This window comes from Kineococcus sp. TRM81007 (genome assembly GCF_022669155.1).
Classification (GTDB): domain Bacteria; phylum Actinomycetota; class Actinomycetes; order Actinomycetales; family Kineococcaceae; genus Kineococcus.
In genome coordinates, this window is the sequence record NZ_JALBVB010000044.1 from 145,507 (window position 1) to 164,691 (window position 19,185).

The 19,185-nt window shown below is 74.9% G+C and carries 15 protein-coding genes and 2 pseudogenes; 8 read left to right on the top strand and 9 right to left on the bottom strand.

Annotated features, from left to right (window positions below; genetic code table 11):
* Positions 1–4: 4 nt before the first annotated feature.
* Together MN205_RS08205 and MN205_RS08210 are read right to left on the bottom strand one after the other, a co-directional pair.
* A complete protein-coding gene (locus MN205_RS08205; RefSeq protein ID WP_242126115.1) occupies positions 5–2,875 on the bottom strand; it encodes a family 78 glycoside hydrolase catalytic domain in 2,871 nt (956 codons plus the stop codon).
* Positions 2,872–4,632 carry an ABC transporter ATP-binding protein gene (locus tag MN205_RS08210; RefSeq protein WP_242126117.1) on the bottom strand — a complete coding sequence of 587 codons (1,761 nt, stop codon included), beginning with the start codon at positions 4,630–4,632 and terminating at the stop codon, positions 2,872–2,874. The genes MN205_RS08205 and MN205_RS08210 overlap by 4 nt, the downstream gene beginning before the upstream one ends.
* Before the next feature lie 114 nt (positions 4,633–4,746).
* Between MN205_RS08210 and MN205_RS08215 the strand changes: the two genes are divergently transcribed.
* Both MN205_RS08215 and MN205_RS08220 read left to right on the top strand, forming a co-directional pair.
* On the top strand, positions 4,747–7,770 hold the full coding sequence (locus tag MN205_RS08215) for a DEAD/DEAH box helicase (RefSeq protein ID WP_242126120.1): 3,024 nt from the start codon (positions 4,747–4,749) through the stop codon (positions 7,768–7,770).
* 3 nt (positions 7,771–7,773) lie between these two features.
* The gene (locus MN205_RS08220; protein WP_242126122.1) at positions 7,774–8,628 is read left to right on the top strand and encodes an SWIM zinc finger family protein; all 855 of its coding nucleotides are present in this window, start codon (positions 7,774–7,776) and stop codon (positions 8,626–8,628) included.
* Positions 8,629–8,667: 39 nt separating this feature from the next.
* On the opposite strand, the pseudogene MN205_RS22320 reads toward MN205_RS08220, so the two are convergent.
* Positions 8,668–9,006, bottom strand: a pseudogene (locus MN205_RS22320) (ElyC/SanA/YdcF family protein); the annotation flags it as partial.
* Between the two features lie 604 nt (positions 9,007–9,610).
* On the opposite strand from MN205_RS22320, the gene MN205_RS08225 reads away from it, so the two are divergent.
* Together MN205_RS08225 and MN205_RS08230 are read left to right on the top strand one after the other, a co-directional pair.
* Positions 9,611–9,901, top strand: coding sequence for a hypothetical protein (locus MN205_RS08225; protein ID WP_242126124.1), 291 nt, complete (start codon positions 9,611–9,613; stop codon positions 9,899–9,901).
* A 327-nt stretch (positions 9,902–10,228) separates the two neighbouring features.
* Entirely contained in the window at positions 10,229–10,408 is a 180-nt protein-coding gene (locus tag MN205_RS08230; protein WP_242126126.1) for a hypothetical protein, read from the top strand.
* A gap of 394 nt (positions 10,409–10,802) precedes the next feature.
* On the opposite strand, the pseudogene MN205_RS08235 reads toward MN205_RS08230, so the two are convergent.
* Positions 10,803–11,027: pseudogene (locus MN205_RS08235) on the bottom strand (Atu4866 domain-containing protein); the annotation flags it as partial.
* A 275-nt stretch (positions 11,028–11,302) separates the two neighbouring features.
* On the opposite strand from MN205_RS08235, the gene MN205_RS08240 reads away from it, so the two are divergent.
* A complete protein-coding gene (locus MN205_RS08240) occupies positions 11,303–12,070 on the top strand; it encodes a hemerythrin domain-containing protein (protein WP_242126130.1) in 768 nt (255 codons plus the stop codon).
* 542 nt (positions 12,071–12,612) lie between these two features.
* On the opposite strand, the gene MN205_RS08245 is transcribed toward MN205_RS08240, so the two are convergent.
* The 3 genes from MN205_RS08245 to MN205_RS08255 are packed head-to-tail and all read right to left on the bottom strand — an operon-like array spanning position 12,613 to position 13,786.
* On the bottom strand, positions 12,613–13,023 hold the full coding sequence (locus tag MN205_RS08245) for a hypothetical protein (protein ID WP_242126132.1): 411 nt from the start codon (positions 13,021–13,023) through the stop codon (positions 12,613–12,615).
* Complete coding sequence (locus MN205_RS08250; RefSeq protein ID WP_242126134.1) at positions 13,020–13,451, bottom strand: SRPBCC domain-containing protein; 432 nt, start codon at positions 13,449–13,451, stop codon at positions 13,020–13,022. Before MN205_RS08250 ends, MN205_RS08245 begins: the two co-directional genes overlap by 4 nt.
* Positions 13,448–13,786: a helix-turn-helix transcriptional regulator gene (locus MN205_RS08255; protein WP_242126136.1), complete on the bottom strand. Its 339-nt coding sequence runs from the start codon at positions 13,784–13,786 to the stop codon at positions 13,448–13,450. The genes MN205_RS08250 and MN205_RS08255 overlap by 4 nt, the downstream gene beginning before the upstream one ends.
* 191 nt (positions 13,787–13,977) lie before the next feature.
* Between MN205_RS08255 and MN205_RS08260 the strand changes: the two genes are divergently transcribed.
* From MN205_RS08260 to MN205_RS08270, 3 genes are all read left to right on the top strand, one after another.
* Complete coding sequence (locus tag MN205_RS08260) at positions 13,978–14,220, top strand: hypothetical protein (RefSeq protein WP_242126138.1); 243 nt, start codon at positions 13,978–13,980, stop codon at positions 14,218–14,220.
* Between the two features lie 342 nt (positions 14,221–14,562).
* Entirely contained in the window at positions 14,563–15,036 is a 474-nt protein-coding gene (locus tag MN205_RS08265) for a hemerythrin domain-containing protein (RefSeq protein WP_242733330.1), read from the top strand.
* A 249-nt stretch (positions 15,037–15,285) separates the two neighbouring features.
* The gene (locus MN205_RS08270) at positions 15,286–15,684 is read left to right on the top strand and encodes a hypothetical protein (RefSeq protein WP_242126141.1); all 399 of its coding nucleotides are present in this window, start codon (positions 15,286–15,288) and stop codon (positions 15,682–15,684) included.
* A 136-nt stretch (positions 15,685–15,820) separates the two neighbouring features.
* On the opposite strand, the gene MN205_RS08275 is transcribed toward MN205_RS08270, so the two are convergent.
* The gene (locus MN205_RS08275; protein WP_242126143.1) at positions 15,821–17,527 is read right to left on the bottom strand and encodes a glycerol-3-phosphate dehydrogenase/oxidase; all 1,707 of its coding nucleotides are present in this window, start codon (positions 17,525–17,527) and stop codon (positions 15,821–15,823) included.
* 102 nt (positions 17,528–17,629) lie between these two features.
* A complete protein-coding gene (glpK, locus tag MN205_RS08280) occupies positions 17,630–19,162 on the bottom strand; it encodes a glycerol kinase GlpK (protein ID WP_242126145.1) in 1,533 nt (510 codons plus the stop codon).
* Positions 19,163–19,185 lie beyond the last annotated feature (23 nt).

The following is a 19,185-nucleotide window of genomic DNA, read 5'->3' on the forward strand; positions in this document are numbered from 1 at the left end:
CGCCTCAGGCACCTGCAGCGGCGCGGCCGAACGCGCTGGTCCCGCTGCCCACGAGGTAGGTCACGCGGCCGGCGCCCTCCTCGAGCAGGCGCGGTCGGCCCTCGCCGCGCGCACCGCGCGAGTCGGCCGGGACGCTGACGCGGGCCCGCACCCCCACCGGGACCCGCACCTCCAGCTCGGTGCCGGTGCCCTCCTCGCGCGACCAGCGCACCTCGACCGGCCCGCGCTGCGTCCAGCGGGTGCCGGCCGCGCGCCGCAGCGCGCACACCGGGGGCCGCACCTCCACGAGGGCCGCGCCGGGGGCGGCGATCCGCACGCCCAGCAGCACCTCCTGGACGTCCACGACCGCCTGCGCGCCCCAGCCGTGCGAGTAGCTCTGGTCGTCCACGGGGTTCCACTGCTCCCAGCAGCAGGTGCCGCCGCGGGCCAGGACGTTCGCCCAGCCGTCGGCGTCCGGGTCGGTGAGCAGGTGCAGCACGGCGTCGGTGCGCCCCGCGGCGGCGAGGCCCTGCAGCAGCCGGTGCGCCGTCATCGGTCCCTGGTTCATCCCCAGGGACTGCACGTGGTCGGCGACGGCGGCGACGTCCGCCTCCGGCACGAACCCGAACGCCAGCGGCAGGGAGCTGGAGATCTGCGCAGCCCTCGCGGAGGGGGTGCCGTCGGGGGCCAGGCCGTCGACGTAGACGCCGTCCGGGCGGCGCAGCCGGGCGTTGACCGCGCGCACCAGCGCCGCGGCGCGCTCCTCGTGCCGCGCCACCTCGTCGGCCGGCCGGCCCAGCGCCCGCGCCAGCCGCGCCAGCGACGCGTGCGCGTCGACCGCCCAGGCGTTCACGGGCGTGCGCACCCCGTCGAGCGTGCCGTCCCAGTCGTAGCCGTACCGCACGGCGGCGGGCCAGTCCACGATGCCCTGCCGGTACACGGCGTTCTCCCGGCCGCGCGAACCGCCCCCGGGCAGCGCCGTGACTAGCCCGGTGGCCGGGTCGGTGGCGCGCTGCACGTACTCGCCGATCTCCACCAGCGCCGGGTGCACCTGCTCGGGCAGCTCGAGGTCCCCGGTCTCGACGTGGTGCTGCCACACCCACCCGGGGACCATCTCGGTGAAGTCGGGGATGTCGCGCGGGCCGTCGCCGTTGGGGTAGACGGCGTTCACGCGCCCGCGGAACTCCCCCTCGTACCAGTGCCGCGCCTGGGAGGCGACGATCTCGCGGATCGCCTGCCGGGTCAGCGCGCGTTCCCCGCACGCGGCCGTGGTGGCGGCCGAGATGTTGATCGCGTCGGCGGTGAACTGGCCCTTCTCGCGCGTGGGGGTGTCCAGGAACTGCTCCTGGGCGCACACCAGCGCGGAGTGCCGCATCAGCTCGAACACCTCGTCCAGCACCGGTTCGGAGCTGGAGAACCCCGCCGGGTGCGGGGCCTCGGTGTGCTGCACCACCGCGCGCACGTCGGCGGAGGTCGGCTCCTCCCCCGCGACCGCCTCGGCGGGCAGCTGCACGTAGCGGAAGCCCCAGTACGTGAAGGGCCGCAGCTCCTGCTCACCGTCGCGCTGCACGAGGTCGAACCACGTGCGGCTGCCCTGCGTGGAGGTGCGGTCGGTGGCCACCCGCCCGTCGGGGTCGAGGGTGTAGCCGGTCAGCACCCGCACCCGCCGGCCGGCGACGCCGCGGCGGAACCGCAGCACGGGCACGGCCGAGACGACCTGCCCGAGGTCCGCGACGAGCGTGCCGTCCGGCAGGCGGGTCAGCGACACCGGCTCGCGCTCGGTGCGCTCCAGCCGGGTCTCCTGGGCGTGCAGCCGGGTGAACTCCGGCGCCCCGTCGGCGCGCGGCGGCAGCGGGTGCTCGCCCACGACGACGGGTTCCTCCCAGTTCGCGCCCCGGCCGTCGTAACGGGGCCGGTCCCACCCGTCCGGTTCGGCGCGGGCGTCGTACTCCTCCCAGTAGTCGCCGGCGTCGTCGTTGCGGTAGCGCTCGGTGTAGCGGCGCGGGCTGCCGGGGACGTCGTCGACCTCGGGGGCGCACCACTGCGGGGCGCGCGCCACGCGCCAGGTCCCGTCGCTGACGACGGTGGTGCGGCTGCCGTCGGCGTGGTCGGCGACGAGCTTCAGCAGGAACCCCGACGGGTGCCCGTCCGGGCCCGGGGGGTTCCCCTGGCAGGTGCCCACCCAGTAGTGGTAGACCACCCCGATCGCCAGGCGGGTGCCGGCGCGCACGTGCGCGGTGACGTCGGTGGTCTGGGAGTACCCCTCCGAGGGGTAGCCGAACGCGTGGCCGCGGGCGACGACGGCGCCGTCCAGGTGCAGCTCGTACTGCTTGCTCGCCGCGACGTGCACCCGCGCCCGCACCACGGGCGAAGCCGGGACGTCCACCTCGAGCCGGGCCAGGGTGTAGTCGTCGTACGCGTCCAGGGACGTGGTGCCCGACCCCGTCGCCGGCGGCGCGGGCACCCGCCGGACCCACTGCGCCCCGGACCAGTCGCGGTCGGTCAGGGCGGTGTCGAAACCCTCCTCGGGCGCGTACGGGGAGACGGCGCCGTCGCGGTCCCAGGTGCGCACCGTCCAGGTGAACGCCTCCCCCGGCGGCAGGTCCGGGACGGGGCAGCGCACCTGCTGGAACTCCGGCGAGTCGACCCGGCCGGTGTCGGCCACCAGCCGCCCGGACACCGCGTCCAGCAGGCGCACCTGGTACGCGGTCTGCACCTGGTCGCCGCCGGGGTGCTGCGGCAACCAGCCGAACCGGGGCGAGGGCCCCGCGCTCAGCGGGCGGACCAGGTCGTCCACCGTGAGGTGGGCGGGGACCCGGGGGTCGGTGTCCTGCACGGGGTCCTCCACGGGTTCGTCCTCCAGGGGGCCGGTCGGTGGTTCGGTCGGTCCGGTCACGACCGCTGCGCCTGCTGCAGCTCGGCGTAGCGGCCGCTGGTGGCGAGCAGCTCCTCGTGGGTGCCGGCCTCGACGACGCGGCCCCGGTCCAGGACGACGATGCGGTCGGCGGCGCGCACGGTGGAGAGCCGGTGCGCGACGACGAGCGTGGTCCGCCCGCGCATCAGGCGCGCCAGGGCCTGCTGCACCGCCACCTCCGACTCCGCGTCCAGCGCCGAGGTGGCCTCGTCCAGCAGCAGGACCTGCGGGTCGCGCACGAGGGCGCGGGCGATGGCGAGCCGCTGACGCTGCCCGCCGGACAGCCGGGCACCGCGCTCCCCGACGACGGTGTCCCACCCCCGGGGCAGCGCGTCCACGAAACCCGCGGCGTTGGCGTCGGCGAGGGCGCGGCGGACCCGTTCGTCGCCGACGTCCCGCAGGCCGTACGTGACGTTGTCGCGGACGGAACCCTCGAACAGCACCGACTCCTGCGGCACCACCGACACGTGCCGGCGCACGCTGCGCAGGTCCAGGGTGGCCGCGTCGACGCCGTCGACGAGGAACCGCCCGCCCGTGGGCCGCACGAAGCCCAGCACCAGGTTCAGCAGCGTGGACTTGCCGGAACCGGAGGAACCCACGAACGCCACCGTCTCCCCCGGCCGCACGTCGAGGGTGACGCCGTCCAGGGCGTCCTCGGCGGCGTCCGGGTAGCGGTAGCGCACGTCCCGCAGCGCCAGCTCGCCGCGCACGGCCGGCACGGTGCGCTTGCCCTCGTTCTCCTCCAGGTCCGGTTCGGCCAGGACCTCCGCGATCGAGCGGATCGACTCCAGGCCGCGCGCACCGGCCGGCAGCAGCATCAGCAGGTTCGTCACCGCACCGGTCAGCAGGGTGAAGTACGACGACAGCTGCACCACCTGGCCGGGGGTGATCTCCAGCGCGCCGGAGAGGGAGGCGAACGCGGCGAGCACCAGGCACAGCACCCCCAGCAGCTGCAGGCTCACCCACGACAGCGCGCTGAAGCGCCCGTTGAGCACGTCCAGCCGCAGCCCCGCCTCCTGCACCTCGCGGGCCCCGGCGGCGACCCGCTCGGCGGCGGTGCGCTCCAGGGCGTGCGCACGGGTGATCGGCATGAGCGTGGCCATCTCGCCCACCCGGGCGGAGAACCGCTCGACCTCGCGGCGCAGCTCCTCGTTGCGCTGGCGGGAGCGGCGGCCCAGGGCGTACCGCAGCAGGGCCGCCAGGGGGATCGTCAGGGCGTAGAACGGCAGGAACTGCGGGACCGTCACCGCGGTCATCGCCACGGCGCCGAGCACCACCATCGTCGCCGACAGCAGCGGGTGGGCGATCTGCTGGAACATCAGCTCGACGTTCTCCACGTCGCGCACGACCTTCGTCTGCACGATCGAGGAGCTCACGCGGGTGTGGAAACCGATGGACAGGTTCTGCAGCCGGTCCGCCAGGGCGTTGCGCAGGTCCGCGCCGATGGTGCGCACCGCCCCCATGTACCGCTTGGTGTACTGCACCATGCAGGGGTAGTTCTGGACCAGGGCCACCACGGCCACGGTCGTCCACAGCCACAGCCGGCTCACCGGGCCGCCGGCCACGAGGACGTCGATCACCCGGCCGGTGATGACGGGCATCAGCCACAGCGGCGTCTCCTTCACGACCATGAAGGCGACGGCACCGGCCACCCGGCGGCGGTGGGTGCCCAGCAGTCGCAGGGCCGAGCGCAGCGGGCGGTCCCCGTCGAGGGCCCGGTCCGGCGGTGGAGCGGTCACCGAAGCATCCAAGCACCGGACCCCCGGATCGGAAAGCGCTTGCTGCTGCCGGGTCGCACGCAGCCGGACCGCGGTGGCGACGTCGTGTCGCCGGCGCCCCCTAGCCTCCTCGCCGTGCCCGACCGCTCCCCGACGCCGTCCACCCGCCTGCGCGTGCACGGCACCTGGACGCGGGCCGGCACCCTGGCGCTGTGGGTGGAGGCACCGCGCCGCCCGGTCGGCGCGGCCCGTCCGGCCGACCGCGCCGCCCTGGCCTCCGCCGCGCCCCGGGCGGTGCACATGGCCGCCGCGCTGGCCCGGCCGGTGACCCGCTCGCTGCTGGTGGAGCTGCCCTGCACCCCCGTCGGCCGGCCCGCCGCCGCGGGCGCCCGCCCCCGCGCGGACCTGGTGCTGCACGAGGTGGCGGTGCCCGTGGTGGAGCTGCGCGGCGACGCGGCCGTGGACGTGCTCACCGAGGTGCTGGACCCCGGGCCGGGCGCGGCGGCGGGCGTCGCCGGCGACGGGCTGCGCTGGCTGGCGCACGTGGCCCGCGGCGCCCGCGCGGCGGTGGACGCCGGCTCGGTCGTGCCCGCGCTGGGCGAGGTGGGCGGCGAGGCGCTCGCCCGCTGGGTCCCGCTGCCCGACAAGCGCTTCCACCGCTGGCGCACCGCGCTGGCCGAGCTGGCGCCCGCCGTGCTGCGCGCCGAGGCCCGCCCGCCGCGCACGCCGGTCCCGGCGGCCGCCGCGCTGGTCGACGAGGTGTGCGCCGCGGTCGCAGACCTGCTCGTCAGCCGCCGCACCGCGCACGTGCGTCCCGACCTCGACGGCCTCGCCCCTGCGCCCGCCGCCTGGCTGCGCGCCCTGGCCACCGGCGCCGCGGTGCCCGACGGCGCGCAGCCGCGGGCGCTGGCGCACCGGGTGCGCGACTGGCACCGCAGCGCCGACGAGTCCGGCTACGACCTCGTGCTGCGGGTGCTCGAACCGGCGCCCGGCGAGGACGCGCCGTGGCGGCTGCACGCGCGGCTGCGTCCCGTGGACGAGCCCAGCCTCGCCCTGACGCTGGAGCAGGTGCGCGCCGAGACCGGGGCCGGCGGCGGTGCCGGGGCCGGCGAGGACCCGGTGCTGCTGCTGATGGCCCGCACCGCGCAGGCGGCCGCCGTGCACCCGCCGCTGAAGCGGCTGCTCGCCGGCGCCGGGGACGGCGACGTCGAGATCGGCGCCGAGGACCTGCTGGACCTCGTCGAGGTCGGCGGCCCGCGGCTGACCGCCGCCGGGATCGCCCTGCAGCTGCCGCGGCACTGGACGCGGCGCGCGGTGGGCCTGTCCCTGCACGCCGGCGCCGTCCAGCCGGGGGTGGTGACGAACCCGCGGCTGCGGCAGGCGGACCTCGTCGCCTTCGAGTGGCGCGCCGCGCTCGGCGACGAGCCCGTCACCGAGGCGGAGCTGCGCGCGCTGGCCGCGTCCCGCGAGCCGCTGGTGCGCTTCCGCGGCGAGTGGGTGCAGGTGGACCGCGAGGCGCTGCGGCGCAGCGCGCAGTTCCTGCGCCGGCGCGGCAGCGGCCGCGCCACCGTCCTGGACCTGCTGACCGGCCTGGGCTCGGCGCGCGACCTGCCCGCCGCCGTCACCGGCGTCCACGCGCGCGGCGCGCTGGGCGAGGTGCTCTCCGGCGGGGCCGAGGCCCACCTGGAGGAGCTGCCGGACCCGCCGGGGCTCGCGGCGACGCTGCGGCCCTACCAGCGGCGCGGCGTGACGTGGCTGGCGGCCATGGCGCGCCTCGGGCTGGGCGCGGTCCTCGCCGACGACATGGGCCTGGGCAAGACCCTGCAGCTGCTCGCCCTGGAGCTGCACGAGCGCACCCCCGGCGGGGGTGCGCCGACCCTGCTGGTGTGCCCGACGAGCCTGGTCGGCAACTGGGCCGCCGAGGCCGCCCGGTTCACCCCCGCCCTGCGCGTGCACGTCCACCACGGCCCCGGCAGGCCCCGCGGGGCGGACCTGGCCCGCGCGGCCGCGGCGCACGACCTCGTCGTCACCACCTACGGGCTGCTCGTGCGCGACGCCGCCGACCTCGCCGCCGTGCGCTGGCGGCGCCTCGCCCTCGACGAGGCCCAGCACGTCAAGAACGTCGCCACCCGCGCCGCGCGCGCCGTGCGGGCCGTGCCCGCCGAGCACCGGGTCGCCCTGACCGGGACCCCGGTGGAGAACCGGCTGGAGGACCTGCGCGCAGTGCTGGACGCGGTGAACCCCGGCCTGCTGGGCGGCCCGGCGGCGTTCCGGGACACCTTCGCCGTGCCCGTGGAGAAGCTCGGCCACACCGCGCCCGCGCAGCGGCTGGCGCTGGTGACGCGCCCGTTCGTGCTGCGCCGCGTCAAGACCGACCCCGCCGTCGCCCCGGACCTGCCCGAGCGCCTGGAGATGACGGTGCGGGCGAACCTCACCCCCGAGCAGGCGGCGCTGTACCGGGCGGTGCTGGACCGGCTGCTCGCGCGCCTGGCAGACGCCGACGACGTCGGCCGGCGCGGGCTGGTGCTGGGCGCCCTCACCCGCCTGGCGCAGGTGTGCAACCACCCCGCCCACTACCTCGGCGACGGCTCCGGCGTCCTGCACCGCGGCCGGCACCGCTCGGGCAAGCTCGCGGTCCTCGACGACGTGGTGGGCACCGCCCTCGCCGAGGGCGAGAAGGTGCTGTGCTTCACCCGGTTCGCCGAGTTCGGGCACCTGCTGGCCCCGCACCTGTCCGAGCGCACCGGGCGGCGCGTGCCGTTCCTGCACGGCGGCCTGAGCCGCGCCCGCCGCGACGCGGTCGTCGCCGAGTTCGCCCGCGACGACGGCCCACCGGTGCTGGTGCTGTCGCTGCGCGCCGCCGGGACGGGGCTGAACCTGACCGCCGCCAACCACGTCGTGCACCTGGACCGCTGGTGGAACCCCGCGGTGGAGGACCAGGCCACCGACCGCGCGCACCGCATCGGGCAGCGGCGCGCGGTGCAGGTGCGCACGCTCGTCAGCACGGGGACCGTGGAGGAGAAGGTGGACGAGGTCATCGCCCGCAAGCGCGCACTGGTCGGCTCGGTCGTCGCCGGTGGCGAGCGCTGGATCACCGAGCTGGACGACGAGGCGCTGCACGACCTGCTGCGCCTGGGCGCCGACGCGGTCGGGGACTGAGCCGTGGCCCGCTACCGACGCACCGCACCCGGCGACGCCCGGCCCGGCGCGGGACGCCCCGGCCCCGGCAGGTCGCGCCCCGCCGCGGCCCGCTGGTCGCACCGCCTGCTCACCGCCCTGCCCCGCGCCCTGGAGCGCGGCCACGACCCCGCGGCCTGGCGCCGCGGCGCCGAGCTCGCCGGCACGGGGGCGGTCGGCGAGCTGCGCGTGCGCGCCGGGGCGGTCGGCGCCCGCGTGCAGGGCGAGCGCCCGAGGCCGTGGCTGGTGGAGGTGGGCGTGCGCCGCTGGGGCCCGGCCGAGGTGGACGCGCTCGTCGCCGTCGTGGTGGAGCACCCGCTGCTCATCGCGCCGCTGGCCGCCGGCGACGTGCCGCCGGCGCTCACCGACCTCCTCGGCGAGGTCGGCCTGGACCTGCTGCCCTCCTGCGGCGACCTCACCCACGACTGCAGCTGCCCGCACGACGGCGAGGGGGCGTGCGAGCACGTCGCGGCCCTGCTGCACGCCCTCGCCGAGCACGCCGACGCCGAACCCGCCGCGGTCCTGGTGCTGCGCGGGGCCGCGCCGGCGGCGCTGCTGCGCCGGGTGGAGAGCGCCGCCTCCGGCCCCTCCCCCGCCGCGGAGGCGCTGCCGTCGGACCCCGTCGCGTTCCACCGGATGGCCGCGGAGCCGCCGGAGCTGAGCGTGGTGCGGCGCGCGCCGGGACGCACCGCCGCGGACGACCTGGACGCGGTGGCCCTGGGCCCCGGCGCTGGCGGGGTCGCCGACGCGCTGCGCCCGTTCTACGCGGCCCTGCACGAGCACGCGGCCGCGAGCACGACCACGGGCCCGCCGGGTCCACGAGCGGGCATGCGCACTTGACGACCGGTCGTCCAGGCAGTGCTCCACGTGCTGCTCCACGTTCTGCCACGTGCTGCGCGCCGCCTCCTCCAGCGCGATCCGCTCACCGGGCACGCCGACGACGTCGCGAGCGCAGGAGGCCACCACGCGCGCTCCGCCAGGCTCACCGGGAACACCGGTGCACCCGCCGGTGAAGCGCAGCCGACCGTGCACCGGGTGCATCGAGCGCACCGCGATGTCGGTGCGCCAGCGCTGCACCGGGTGCAGCCGGCCGCCCGGGCGCGAGGGGCAGCCCAGCACCAGGACCACCTGCGGGCCGGGCAGTGGCCTGGCCTCGTCGCTCCACCCCCGGCGCGAGGCGCGCCACTGCACCAGCTCGGCGACCAGGGCGGCCCCCACGGGCGACGAGGCGGCTCCTGCCAGGGCAGCCGACGGTGACAGGTGGAACGCGCCAGGCCCCCGGTGATCGTCGGCCAGGGACCGAGTGCGGAGGGGACGACACGCACGGACGTGAGGCGCTCACGGTGACGCGGCTCGACGCGAGTCCCGCAGCAGCCGACCGGGCCGTGGCCGCCCGAGCAGGTGCGCGGCGGGGTTGAACGTCGCCGGCCTCGCGCAGGCGGTGCTCGCCGCCCGGCGTACGACGGGTCCGCCCGCGTCGGCCCCTGCTCGCCGCCGCGGCGCTGCGGGAAGGTGTGGCCGGTGCCCGTGGGCCGCCAGGAGCAGGCGCGGTGGACCGGATGCTCGACCTCGAAGCCGGCGTCCCGGGGGGCCACGCCCTCGCTGCGCACCATTTCACCGTGGCAGCACGATCACCGGGTCGAAGGCGCGCTCATGCCGAAGACCACGCACTCGATGAGCACCAGCACCCTCAGTGCTCAGCCGCAGCTGAGCACCGCAGTGCCAGGCTGGAGAGGTGAGCAACACCCCACCCCCAACACCTGCCCAGCCCCGTCAGGGCACCCCGGCAGCGCGCCTACGCATCCAGGCCCGGGCCCACTGGGTGAACGCGATCGTCCTGCTCCCCTGCACCCGCCCCTTCCTGCGCCTGGACGGGCAGGAGCACCCCCTCACCTGGGGACAGACCTCGTCCTTCCCCCTGACGGTCGGACCCCACCTGGTCGAGACCTTCATCCGCTACCGCGGTACCCCCTGGCCCGCTGGTACCGGTCGCCTGCACGTCGAGGTCGGCGAAGGTGAGGACATCGACGTCCTCGCCCGCAACGGGCCGCTGAACCATCAACCCCTGCAACCACGCTTGCTTCCGCGCCGACCACCGGTTCCCAGCACCTGACCCACCAGACCTGCCCCGTCACCGGCCTCAGCCAGCAGCTCAGCCGAAGAGGTCGAAGGCACGGATGAGGATGTTGGCGCCCAAGCCCACACCGAGGGCCAACGCCAAACGGCGCCACCATGCTCGACTGCCCACCGGGCGGAGCCCAGGCTCTTCGACGAGCCGTAGACGCTCAGCCACCCGCCACGCACGAGATCGCTGTCGCTCCACGCCACCACGGTAGGGGCGAGCTTGCGACACGTCCGCTCATGCCGCCCTCCGGTGCGCCATCGTGTCGAGTCGCGGATGGTCTTCACGCCCTCGTCCAGAGCTGAATAACCTCGACAGGTGTTCGGCACCACGGGTCGCGTCATCTTCCTCGTCGCTTCGATCGCGCTCATCGGCGCTGTCCTGATCGGCGCTCACCGTCGACGACGTCGTCATGAGAAGACCTGGAGGGTCAGCGACACGATCGTCGTGGCGGCCATGTCTCTGATGGCTGCGCTGCACATCTCCTACCTGATCTGATCGCTCGCCCAGGCTGAGTCGTAGGGGCGCTCATGTCGCCACCTGCCCGGTCATGGCTGCGGGCTCAGGCGGTCAGTGCAACACCTCGGCCAGACCGGAGCCTGCGACGAGCCCCCACGCCACCCAGGCGCCGACCCCTGATCCGAAGGCAGCTATCAGCAGCAGGTGGAGCCAGCCGGAGCTGATGGCGCAAGCGTCGCTACGCCGAGTCCCAGAACCCCTCCGAGACCGGCAGCGACTGCGCCGACCACAGCTGGCAGCCAGGCTCGGGCCTCGTTCACGAGCTCACTGTCTCGGCAGACGCGCGATCATCAGCACGGCCCGTCAGGCGTTGTGCACCGCCGATGCGCTGGCCCTGCTGCGCGCCACCGCCTACACCCGGGACCGCACCCTCGAGGAGCTCGCCGGCGACGAACGTGCCATCGGCCGTGAAACCCGAGTCGTCCCAGTACTCGATGCGGTCGCCGGTGATCCGGTAGCGGCCCGTGTAGGCGGCCTCGTGCGTGCCGCGCGCCTCCACGTAGCGACCGTCGGGGCGCAGTTCCTGGCGCACGTGCCCGCCCCCGGTGCACCACAGCCCCAGGTGCGCGCTCAGCGCCGCGTCGCCGGGTGCGGGCACGGTTTCCTGTCCGGTTCCTCTGTTCACGCCTTCCAGACTCGTCGCTCGCGCCGCGGGCCGGGAGACCGTGTCCCACCGGGGTGCGGTGCGCCCACCCGCGTCCGGTGCACCCGTCGCCACCGCTGACGACGGGACGTGCTGCGCGAGGAGACGACAACTCACGCAGTCCGAGGAGTCCTGGGTGGTGTGTGCCGGGGCGGTGCTCGTCGGGGTGGGCAGCGGCCTGGAACCGCCCGTGCCGTTTGCCCGTGGTGGGGCGCGGGTAGGGCCCGGCCATGACGAACCCACGCCGCGACGGGCTGACGTCGGTCGCGGACCAGTCCGAGGACCAGCGCGGGGGTCCGGGCAGCATCCTCAGCCGGCAGAGCGCCGACCACCGCGACCTCGACGAGCTGATGCACGCCTACGAGCGCGAGCCCGACGCCGGCGCGCGCGGTCGCATCGTCGCCGAGTTGAGCGAGCGGGCCCTGCGTCACGCCTTCGCCGAGGAGACCGTGCTCTTCCCGGCGTACCGGCGGTTCCTGCCCGCTGCCGGCCAGGACGACGAGCTGACCCGGCACATCGAGGGTGACCACCAGCAGGTCAACGAGATGCTGAAGGACCTCCAGCGCGCCGACCCGGGCTCGGCGGACTACGACGCCGAGGTCCGCCGCGCCTTCGCGGTGATCCGCCACGACGCCCACGACGAGGAGGACGACCTGCTGCCCCGGCTGCAGCAGGTCGCCAGCGCCCGGCAGTTGCGGGCCATCGGCGCCGCCTGGGAAGCCGCTCGGCTGGGCTCGCCGACCCGGCCGCACCCGAAGGTCTCCCGCCGTCCCCCGGGCAACGTCGTCGCCGGAGCCGGCCTGGCCCTGTCCGACCGGGTCAAGGACGTCGTCGACTCCCTCGCCCCGGTGGGCAGCACCCGCAGGGCGGTGTGCGGCGGTGCGCTCGCCGGGCTGGTCGGTGCCGCGGCCCTGACCGTCGCGGTGAGGGCCGTCGCGGGCCGCGGGCTGCCGGCGCGCGCGGGTCTGGGTGGAGCGCGGGGGCCGGCGCGCCGCTGACCAGCTCGGGACGCTCCCGCCCGGGACGGCCTGCAGCGCACGTCGCGCAGCTGCTCGCAGGTGCTCTCAGCCCGCCCGGTGGAGTGCGTCTCGATGAGCAGGTCGGCGGGGGCGTTCACGCGCACGGACGTGCGCACCCGGGTGGTGCGCAGGTCCGCCACGATGCTCACCGGACCTGCCGCGCCGGGCACGCGCAGCGTCGCCTCCAGCTGCCCGCCCTCCGCCAGTTGCGCGGTGGTGGCCTTCAGGCGCGCGGCCGGGTCGGTGGCGACCTCGCGGGGCAGCACGTGCACCACCGACACGCCCAGTTCCGCGGTCAGACGCAGGCGCAGCTGGCGCACCAGGCGGATCCACGACTCGGCCACCGCCGGTGCCTCGCGGTCGCTCGCGCGCACCGTGCCGACGGCGACCGCCTCACGCGCACCCACCCACGCCCGTCCCGTGTCCTCGAAACCCGCGGCTCCCGAGCGGGTCTGCCGCATGATCAGGTTGTCACCGATCAGTGCAGCAGACCCCGTGTCGAAGTGCGCGAAGTGCCGACGTCACCCGCGGCGCACTGCTTCGCCGACTCTGAGGGGCCGGATCCGCAGGGCGGAGCGGGTGGTGTCGAAGGCCACCTGGGACACCGCCCGCCACTGGTGAGCGGCCAGTTCCACCCACAGCGAGTCGCGGTTGACGTCGATCCGGTTGCCCTTGGCGTAGACGAGCCACACCACCTCGATGCCCGCGAGGGCTTGCAGGTGCTCCTCCAGCGCCTCGCGCAGGCCGGCGCGGTCGGCGACGACGACGAGTGCGGCGTCAGCCTGCGACGGGTCGTCGCAGTACCCGCCGCCGGGGTCCCCCAGCACGTCGCGCAGGTCTTCCGCGTCCGGCCAGACCCACACCCGGGCGCCGGGGCCGATGCGCAGCTTGCGGTGCAGCGCAGCGGTCGGCGCGGGCGCGACGCCGGTCACCGCGCGACCGAGGTCGCTTCGAGGGTGCGCACCACCGTGCGCAGCAGCACCCGCCCGGTCTTGCGCCAGCCCAGGTCGAGGAAGAACCGCGCGAACTGCGCCTTGCCCCCGTGGAAACCCTCCTGCAGGAAGTCGAAGCGACACGATCCCGGGCCGAGCTCGGTGACGGTGAAGGTCACCACGGTGTCGATCGGGCCGCCGCGCCAGGACCAGCGCATGCGGTGCGGTGCGTCGATCTCCAGGACCTGCAGGTGCACGGTGCCGTCGAAGAAGGGCGCCGGGTCGGTGCTCATGGTGAAGCGGTGACCGACCCGCGGCTCGAAGTCGTTGGGCATCAGCCAGGTGGCGAGCAGGTCCTTCTCGGTCAGGGCGCGCCACAGCGTGCTCGCCGGGACGTCGAAGTCGACGCTCTTGTGGATCTGGCTCATCGTGGTCCCTCTCCCTGGAGGTCGTCGAGGACGTGCCGGAGCTTCTCGATGCGCTCGTCCCAGAACGCGTCGAGGTGGTCGATCCACGCGCTGACCTGTCGCAGCGGTGCTCTCTCGAGGTGGTAGAGCCGTTCGCGGCCGCGCGGGCGGCCGCTGACGACACCTGCGGCCCGCAGGTGCGCCAGGTGCTCGGAGACGGTCGACTGCGAGGCCGCGAGCTCGCTGACCAGTTCACCGACGGCCTTGTCGCCGGTGGCGAGCAGTTGCACGATCTGGCGGCGTCGCGGGTGCCCGATGGCGGTGAAGACGTCGAGCGTCGCTGGAGGCCGGGCCACGGAGGAGACTGTATCGGTTTTCACCGATAGGTCAACGGTTCAAGGGCGCATCCCCGAAGCGGCACCGCGACCTCGGCTTCGGCCAGCGGTGTGCCGCACGCACGTGGCGCGTTCTGCGCGAACCCGGGTCGGAGCCGGGCCCGCCTCCGACCGCAACCAGCACCTGGTGGGACCACCCCGTCCTGGACGTCATGAGCGAGGGATCGGGCGTCGTCGTGTGCCGCGACGAACTGCCCGCCTGCGAGGCGGCGACGGGGAACGCCCCGGTCGTCGTCGTGCGAAGCGGCACGGTCGACTCCGCCCCCTTCCACGTCCTGCTGAAGCCCCCCGCCGAACCGGGGACCACCGGTGAACTGACGCCCGCTCAGCAGGAGTACTGGACCACGGTCGCCTCCACCTCCGCCGTCCCCGAGCGGGCGGCGGGACCGGCCTGAGCGGAGGTGCGCTGCGGAGGCGCCTCACGCACCGGGCGGCCGGTGCGCGCGGGCAGGTCCGAGGGGTCAGCGGCGGGCGAGGCAGATGTGAACCGTCCTCCTGAGAGCGGGCCGACGCATCGATGACCGCACCGGTGCCCGGCACTCACCGGTGGTGCGGCACCCGTACGTGACCCGGAGTTCCCGCGGTCGTCGACGGGTCCCGAACACCCTGGTGCACCTCGGGTGTCGAGGGCTACGGTCGCCGCAGCGTCGCGTGCCGGTGGCAGACCGTGTCAGGCATGGAGGCACCGGAACGAAGGAGCGCGACGCTGATGCCGTCGTCCCCTTCGCCCGTCACCCGTGGGTGAGGGCGAGAAGACCAGGTTGCTGACCTGGAGCCGTGAACTGCGCACCGTGCACGAGCGGTTGAGAGAAGCGCTGCACGTCACGAGAACCGCGCTCGCGCAGGGCGGCGACGCCGCGCCACCGGCCACCCGAGACCTGCTGCTGCACTGCCACGGGTTCTGCACCGCCCTGACCGGGCACCACGAGGGCGAGGACCGGGAGCTGTTCCCCTCGATCGCGCAGCAGCACCCGCACCTGCGCGGTGCGCTGCTCCTCCTGCAGCAGGACCACTCGATGATCGCGCACCTGCTCGCCGGGTCGCGGGCCGCCGTCGACCGGTCGGCGACCCCGGTCGAACTGGACCGCCACCTGGAGGGCGTCGCGGCGATCGTGGAGTCGCACTTCCGCTACGAGGAGCGCCAGCTCACGGCCGTCCTGGAGGCGCTGGACCTGGACGCCGACGTGCACGACGCGCTGGGACGCCTGTGATCCCACCGGACGGAGCGAGCAGATGACACGGACCCGCATCCACGACTCCTCCATCTCGCTGGACGGCTTCGCCAGGGACGTTCGCTCCCCCGGGCTGGCAGGACGACGCCGGCTGGGCGGGGTGGTGGGGACCGAACCCACCGTTCCACACACCCGTCCGCGTGCTCACCCACCGGCAGCGGGTCACGGCACGGGCCACGCGGTCACCGGTGAGCGGCGGTGACGTGCGAGGGTGCGCAGGTGCCCCTGATGCCCCGGACACCCGGGTGGGCCGCCGTGGCGGCCGCCACCCGCACGCTGCTCGGCTCCGTCGTCCTGGCCGCGATCGCCGCGGCGGTGCGCGCGGCCACCGGCGACGGGCAGCCCGGCGACGACTGGGCGGGGGCCCTGCTGCCCGGGGCCTTCTTCGGGCTGCTCACCGGGACCACCAGCGGGCTGGCCGCGTTCCTGGTGCACGCCGCGTCCGGCCGGCTCGGCGCGGCCCGGGTGGTCTTCGTGCTGCTCGCGGCGGCGTGGACCGCGGTGGTCCTCGGCTTCGCGGGCCGGCTGACGGCCGCGGTGCTGGCGAGCGCCGTGGTGGCGGCCGTGCTGCTGTCGCTGTGGTCGCTGGCGCCGCTGCGGCACGTGCCGCCGATGCCGCGCGGGTGAGCGGGGCCCGGGCCGCGGCCGTCCTCGACGACCTGCGCGAGGAGCGCACGAAGCGGTTCCCCGCCGGCCGACCGACCCGCTGCGAGGACCCCCGCCGCCCCGCGGACGCGGTGCGGCGGGGGCAGGCAGCCGGGGGTCAGACCGGCACGATCTCCGGGGCGCGCAGGCGCGCCGCGTCGGCGGCGGCGTCGTCGGGTTCCTCCTGGGAGGCGCGCTCGGCGGCCACCCGCTCCAGGTACGTCTTCACCTCGGTGGTGCGCCGCTCCTCGTCCCAGCCGAGGGCGTCGCCGACGAGCTGCGCGACGAGCTCGGCGCTCTCGGTGCCGCGGTCGTACGTCTCGATGGAGATGCGGGTGCGGCGGGCCAGGACGTCGTCGAGGTGCTGGGCGCCCTCGTGGGTGGCCGCGTAGACGACCTCGGCCTTCAGGTAGTCGTCGGCGTGCGGCAGCACCTCCCCCAGCGACGGGTCCTGCGCGATCAGCGCCAGCACCTCGTCGACCGCCGAGCCGTAGCGGTTCAGCAGGTGCTCCACGTGGTCGACGTGGATGCCGGCGCGCGCCGCCAGCTGGTGACGCTGGTTCCACAGGGCGTGGTAGCCCTCGGCGCCCACGAGCGGCACGTTCTCGGTGGTCGAGGCCGGCACCTTGCCGTCCAGGCCGTCCACCGCCACGTCCACCGCGTCCTTCGCCATCACGCGGTACGTCGTGTACTTGCCGCCGGCGACGACGACGAGGCCGGGCACGGGGTGGCCGACGACGTGCTCGCGGGAGAGCTTGCTGGTGGACTCCGACTCACCGCTCAGCAGCGGGCGCAGCCCGGCGTAGACGCCCTCGACGTCCGCCCGGGTCAGCGGGGACTTCAGCACCCCGTTGGCGTGCTCGAGGACGTAGTCGATGTCGGCGCTGGTGGCCGCCGGGTGCGCCTTGTCCAGGTCCCAGTCGGTGTCGGTGGTGCCGATGATCCAGTGCCGGCCCCACGGGATGATGAACAGCACGCTCTTCTCCGTGCGCAGGATCATCCCCGTCTTCGACTGGATGCGGTCGCGCGGCACGACGAGGTGGATGCCCTTGGAGGCGCGCACCTTGAACTGCCCGCGGGCCCCGACGAGTTCCTGCGTCTCGTCGGTCCACACGCCGGTGGCGTTGATGACCTGCTTGGCGCGCACCCGGATCTCCGCGCCGGACTCCAGGTCCACCAGCACCGCGCCGACGACCCGCTCACCCTCGCGCAGGAACTCCTTCACGCGGGTGCGGTTGGCGGCGAGCGCGCCGTAGGTGGCGGCGGTGCGGGCGATCGTCATGGTGTGGCGGGCGTCGTCGACCTGCCCGTCGTAGTACTGGATGGCGCCGACCATGGCGTCGCGGCGGATGCCGGGCGCCTCCTTCTGCACGCCCTTGCGGGTCAGGTGCCGGTGCAGCGGGAAACCCTGGTTGTTGCCGCTGGACAGGGCCATGCCGTCGTACAGGGCCACGCCGGAACCCACGTAGGGGCGCTCGGCGAACCGCTTGGTCAGCGGGTACAGGAACGGCACCGGCTTCACCAGGTGCGGGGCCAGCTTGTTGCGCAGCAGGCCGCGCTCGCGCAGCGCTTCGTGCACGAGGGCGAAGTCGAGCATCTCCAGGTAGCGCAGGCCGCCGTGGACGAGCTTGCTGGAGCGGCTCGAGGTGCCGCTGGCCCAGTCGCGCGCCTCCACCAGCCCGGTGCGCAGGCCGCGGGTCACCGCGTCCAGTGCGGCGCCGGTGCCGACGACGCCCCCGCCGACGACGAGCACGTCGAGCTCGCCCTCGGCCATCTCGCGCAGCGCGTCCTGCCGCGCCTGCGGCGACAGCGGTTTGGTCTCCACGTCGTGTCCTCCAGATCGAGCGTCTCGTCCATCGTGCGGCCTGGTGCCGCGGAGCGCGCGGGCGGGGTGCCCCACCCGCGCGCGATCACGTCCTCGCGGGCGTCAGTCGACGTCCACCCAGTCCAGCGTGCGCTGCACGGCCTTCTTCCAGCCCGCGTAGCCGTCGGTGCGCTGCTCGTCGGTCCAGGTGGGTTCCCAGCGGGCGCCCTCGTTCCAGTTCGCCTTCAGCTCGTCGGTGTCCTTCCAGAACCCGACGGCCAGGCCGGCGGCGTAGGCGGCGCCCAGCGCGGTGGTCTCGGCCACGACGGGCTTGGAGACCGGCACGCCGAGGACGTCCGCCTGCAGCTGCATGCACAGCGTGTTGGCGGTGATGCCGCCGTCGACCTTGAGGACCTCCACGGCCACCCCGGAGTCCTCCGCCATCGCCTCGGTGACGTCGCGGCTCTGGTAGCAGATCGACTCCAGCGTGGCGCGGGCGATGTGCGCGTTGGTGTTGTAGCGCGACAGGCCGACGATCGCGCCGCGCGCGTCGGAGCGCCAGTACGGCGCGAACAGTCCGGAGAACGCCGGCACGAAGTAGCAGCCGCCGGCGTCGGGCACCTGGCGGGCCAGGCTCTCCGACTCCGCGGCGCCGGAGATGATGCCGAGCTGGTCGCGCAGCCACTGCACGGCCGAGCCGGTGACGGCGATGGAACCCTCCAGCGCGTACACGGGCTTCTCGTCGTTGAACTGGTAGCAGACCGTGGTCAGCAGGCCGGCCTTGGAGCGCACCAGCTCGGTGCCGGTGTTCAGCAGCATGAAGTTGCCGGTGCCGTAGGTGTTCTTCGCCATGCCGGGCTCGAAGCACACCTGGCCGACCATGGCGGCCTGCTGGTCGCCGAGGATCCCGGTGAGCGGCACCTCACCGCCCAGCGGGCCGTCGGCGGTGGTCGTGCCGTACCCGGCGGTGAACGAGGAGGGCTTGATCTCGGGGAGCATGGAACGCGGGATGCCGAAGATCTCCAGCAGCTCGTCGTCCCAGTCGAGGGTCTCCAGGTCCATGAGCATCGTGCGGCTGGCGTTGGTGACGTCGGTGACGTGGACGCCGCCGTGGACACCGCCGGTCAGGTGCCAGATCAGCCAGGAGTCGGTGTTGCCGAAGATCGCGTCGCCGCGCTCGGCGGCCTCGCGCACCCCCTCGACGTTCTCCAGGATCCACTGCACCTTGCCGCCGGAGAAGTACGTCGCCGGGGGCAGGCCGGTCTTGCGCCGGATCGTCTGCCCGCGCTCGTCGCGGTCCAGCGCCGAGGCGAGGCGGTCGGTGCGCGTGTCCTGCCACACGATCGCGTTGTAGTACGGCCGGCCGGTGCGGCGGTTCCACACCAGCGCCGTCTCGCGCTGGTTCGTGATGCCCAGGGCGGCGAGGTCGTCCGCGCCGAGGTTCGCCTGCCGGAGCCCGCTCTGGATCACCGAGCTGGTGCGCTCCCAGATCTCGATGGGGTCGTGCTCCACCCAGCCGGGCTTCGTCATGATCTGGGTGTGCTCGAGCTGGTACTTGGCCACCTCGTTGCCGCTGTGGTCGAAGACCATGAAGCGGGTGGAGGTCGTGCCCTGGTCGACCGCGCCGACGTACCGGGCTCCGCTGCCGTTCGCCATGTTCGTGCTGCCTCTCTGCAGGG

Coding starts and splice junctions, on each gene's coding strand:
- MN205_RS08260 (WP_242126138.1), top strand. CDS start 13,978: ATGAGCGAGGGATCGGGCGTCGTCGTGTGCCGCGACGAACTGCCCGCC.
- MN205_RS08240 (WP_242126130.1), top strand. CDS start 11,303: ATGACGAACCCACGCCGCGACGGGCTGACGTCGGTCGCGGACCAGTCC.
- glpK (WP_242126145.1), bottom strand. CDS start 19,162: ATGGCGAACGGCAGCGGAGCCCGGTACGTCGGCGCGGTCGACCAGGGC.
- MN205_RS08270 (WP_242126141.1), top strand. CDS start 15,286: ATGCCCCGGACACCCGGGTGGGCCGCCGTGGCGGCCGCCACCCGCACG.
- MN205_RS08250 (WP_242126134.1), bottom strand. CDS start 13,451: ATGAGCCAGATCCACAAGAGCGTCGACTTCGACGTCCCGGCGAGCACG.